Here is a 3,251-nt window from a genome sequence, read left to right as displayed (position 1 = left end):
ATCATCGTGGGCACCGGCACCGTGCTCGCCGACGACCCGGCGCTCACCGCCCGCGACGGCGACGATCTGCTGCCGCACCAGCCCGTCCCGGTCGTCATCGGTTCGCGCCCGACGCCGACGGACGCCGCCGTGCACCGGCATCCGCACTCCCCGCTCTTCTACGACACCCGTGATCTGCGCACGGTGACCGCCGATCTGCACGCGCGCGGCATCCAGAGCGTCTTCGTCGAGGGCGGGCCGACCCTGGCCAGCGCCTTCATCGAGGCGGGCCTGGCCGACCGGGTACTCGCGTACATCGCGCCGGTGCTGCTCGGCGGCGACAAGCTCGCTCTCGGCGACATCGGCGTGGCGTCGATCGACCATGCGCGCCGCCTCACGATCGACGAGTGGGTCCCGCTCGGACGCGACCTGCTCGCCGTCGCACGCCCCGCAGCACCGACAGACCCTCAGAACGAAGGAGCCGCCTGATGTTCACCGGAATCATCGAGGAGATGGGCGAGATCACCGCGATCGCGCCCGCGGGAGACGGCTGGCGCCTGACCGTGCGGGCCCCGCGCGCCGCAGCGGATGCCGTGCACGGCGAGTCCATCGCCGTCTCGGGCGTGTGCCTCACGGTCGTCGGCTCGACTGCCGACACCTTCGACACCGACGTGATGAAGCAGACGCTCGACGTCGCCGCGATCGGATCGGCGACGGTCGGCACCCGCGTCAACATCGAGAAGGCCATGCCGGTCGGTGCACGACTGGGCGGACACATCGTGCAGGGTCATGTCGACGGAGTCGGCGACGTGCTCGAGGTGCGACCCGGTGCCCAGTGGAGCGTCCTGCGCATCAGCCTGCCGTCCGACCTCGCCCCGCTCGTGGTCGACAAGGGATCCATCTCCGTCGACGGAACATCACTGACCGTGAGCGCCGTCAGCGAGCCCGCCGACCCCTCCCCCTGGTTCGAGGTCTCGCTCATCCCGGAGACCCTCGCCGCGACGACCCTCGGCAGCCGTGCCGTAGGAGACCGCGTGAACCTCGAGACCGACATCCTCGCCCGCCACGTCGAGCGCCTGCTCGCGTTCCGCGCCGCACCGGAAGGAGGCTCGCGATGAGCCTTTCCACGATCGCCGAGGCCCTGGAGGCGCTGCGCGCCGGGCGCCCCGTGCTCGTCGCCGACGACGAGAACCGCGAGAACGAAGGCGACGTGATCCTGTCGGCCGAGCTCGCCACGCCCGAGTGGGTGGCCTGGACGGTGCGCTGGTCGTCCGGCTTCATCTGCGCCCCGATGCCGACCGACCTCGCCGACCACCTGAACCTGCCGCCGATGGTGGCCGCCAGCGAAGACGCTCGCTCGACGGCGTACACCGTGAGTGTGGACGCGGCCGAGGGCGTGACCACCGGCATCAGCGCCCACGACCGCGCGCACACGCTGAACGTGCTGGCGAACCCGGGTTCGACGGCGACGAGCATCATCCGTCCGGGCCATGTCCTGCCGCTGCGCGCCGTCGACGGTGGCGTGCGCGAGCGCAGTGGTCACACCGAAGCCGCCGTCGAGCTGATGAAACTCGCGGGCCTGCGTCCGGTCGGCGCGATCGCCGAGGTGGTCGCGGAAGACGGCAGCATGATGCGCCTGCCCGGCCTGATCGAACTGGGTGCTCGCGACGGTGTGCCGGTCATCACGATCGAGCAGCTCATCGCGCACCTCAACGAGATCGACCCCGAAGGCGCCACGCCCTCGGCGCATCGCGGGCGCCGAGTGAGCCTGCGTGCCGACGCCACGGTGCCGACGACCCACGGGACCTTCCGGTTCCTCGCCTACAAGGACCGCGTCACTGGGACCGACCACATCGCCGTCGTCTCAGGAGAACTCGGCGAGACGGCTCTCGTCCGCGTGCACTCGGAGTGCCTGACCGGCGAGGCATTCGGCTCGCTGAAGTGCGAGTGCGGCCCGCAGCTGGATTCGGCGCTCGATGCGATCGAGAAGCAGGGCGGCGTCGTCATCTACATGCGCGGTCACGAGGGACGCGGCATCGGCCTCATCAACAAGCTGCGGGCATACAGCCTGCAGGAGGAGGGCCTCGACACGGTCGACGCGAACCTCGCCCTCGGCCTGCCCGCCGACGCGCGCGACTATGCCGCAGCAGCGGGCATCCTCGCCGATCTCGGCGTATCGAAGGTGCGGCTGCTGACGAACAACACCGACAAGGTGGAGCAGCTGCGCGAACTGGGACTCGACGTCATCGAACAGGTCCCCCTGATCGTGGGCGTCGGACCGAACAACCACCAGTACCTGGAGACCAAGCGTGACCGGATGGGTCACATCATCGGCGAAGCGGAACTCGCAGAGGCGCTCGCCCACGGGAAGGACGAGAAATGAGCGGCGCAGGAGCACCCGAGACGGGCGACATCGATGGACGCGGTCTGAACGTCGTGATCGTCGCCGGCACCTGGCATGAGACGATCTCGAACGGCCTGATCGCCGGCGCGGAACGCGTGCTGAACGAGGCCCAGGCCACACACCGCCTCGTGCGGGTGCCCGGCTCGTTCGAGCTCGCCCTGGCCGCGCAGGCCGCCTTCGCCGGCGGCGCCGACGCAGTCGTCGCACTCGGCGTCATCATCCGCGGCGGCACTCCGCACTTCGAGTACGTGTCGGCGGCGACCACCGACGGCCTCACCCGCGTCGCGCTCGACGCCGGCAAGCCGGTCGGGTTCGGCGTGCTGACCCTCGACGACGAGCAGCAGGGGCTCGACCGCGCGGGCCTGGAAGGCTCCAAGGAGGACAAGGGCGCCGAGGCGGCGGACGCGGCACTGCGCACCGCCCTCGTCGTCCGGGAACTGCGCGGCTGAGGCGGGCCCCACCGCGCAGGTCAGCCTGGCCTTGCTAGCGCAGACCGCCCCGCACCTCCTACGGTGAGGGCATGGAGACTCTGCGCCACATCGTGCTGTTCGTCCACCTCATCGGCTTCGCCGTGCTCTTCGGAGCGTGGGCGGTTCAGGCGTTCGGCGGCAAGCGCGAGTTCACGCGTCTGATGAACATCGGTATGGCGATCGCCGCGGTCGCCGGGCTCGCCCTCGCCGCCCCCTGGGGAATCTCGTATGAGCTCAACTACGTCAAGATCGGCGTCAAGCTCGTGATCCTGCTCGTCATCGGTGCGCTGCTCGGAATCGGCCTGGGCCGTCAGCGCCGCGGAGCAGCCATCCCGCCGGCGGTGTTCTGGCTCGTCGGCATCCTCACCGCTGCCAACGCCGCCATCGCCGCGATCTGG

At 70.3% G+C, this 3,251-nt stretch carries 5 protein-coding genes; all 5 read left to right on the top strand.

The features are described from left to right. A partial coding sequence (locus ACNPM4_RS07855; protein ID WP_448985316.1) for a RibD family protein occupies nucleotides 1-468 on the top strand: 468 nt, incomplete at its 5' end. Beyond that, nucleotides 468-1,097 (top strand): riboflavin synthase, encoded by a 630-nt coding sequence (locus tag ACNPM4_RS07850; protein WP_029263005.1) that lies wholly within the window; start codon nucleotides 468-470, stop codon nucleotides 1,095-1,097. The genes ACNPM4_RS07855 and ACNPM4_RS07850, both read left to right, overlap by 1 nt. Continuing rightward, nucleotides 1,094-2,362, top strand: coding sequence for a GTP cyclohydrolase II (gene ribA, locus ACNPM4_RS07845; protein ID WP_105709523.1), 1,269 nt, complete (start codon nucleotides 1,094-1,096; stop codon nucleotides 2,360-2,362). Before ACNPM4_RS07850 ends, ribA begins: the two co-directional genes overlap by 4 nt. Next, nucleotides 2,359-2,832, top strand: a complete 474-nt coding sequence (ribH, locus tag ACNPM4_RS07840; RefSeq protein ID WP_262000587.1) for a 6,7-dimethyl-8-ribityllumazine synthase — start codon at nucleotides 2,359-2,361, stop codon at nucleotides 2,830-2,832. Before ribA ends, ribH begins: the two co-directional genes overlap by 4 nt. A gap of 71 nt (nucleotides 2,833-2,903) precedes the next feature. Continuing rightward, the coding region (locus tag ACNPM4_RS07835; RefSeq protein WP_448985315.1) for a Fe-S protein at nucleotides 2,904-3,251 on the top strand (348 nt) is incomplete at its 3' end.

This window comes from Microbacterium umsixpiens (assembly GCF_053543675.1).
This window is presented reverse-complemented; position numbering and strand designations above follow the sequence as displayed.

Bases quoted from the DNA above. Each gene is read 5' to 3' on its own strand.
- ribA (WP_105709523.1), top strand. From the start codon at position 1,094: ATGAGCCTTTCCACGATCGCCGAGGCCCTGGAGGCGCTGCGCGCCGGG.
- ribH (WP_262000587.1), top strand. From the start codon at position 2,359: ATGAGCGGCGCAGGAGCACCCGAGACGGGCGACATCGATGGACGCGGT.
- ACNPM4_RS07850 (WP_029263005.1), top strand. From the start codon at position 468: ATGTTCACCGGAATCATCGAGGAGATGGGCGAGATCACCGCGATCGCG.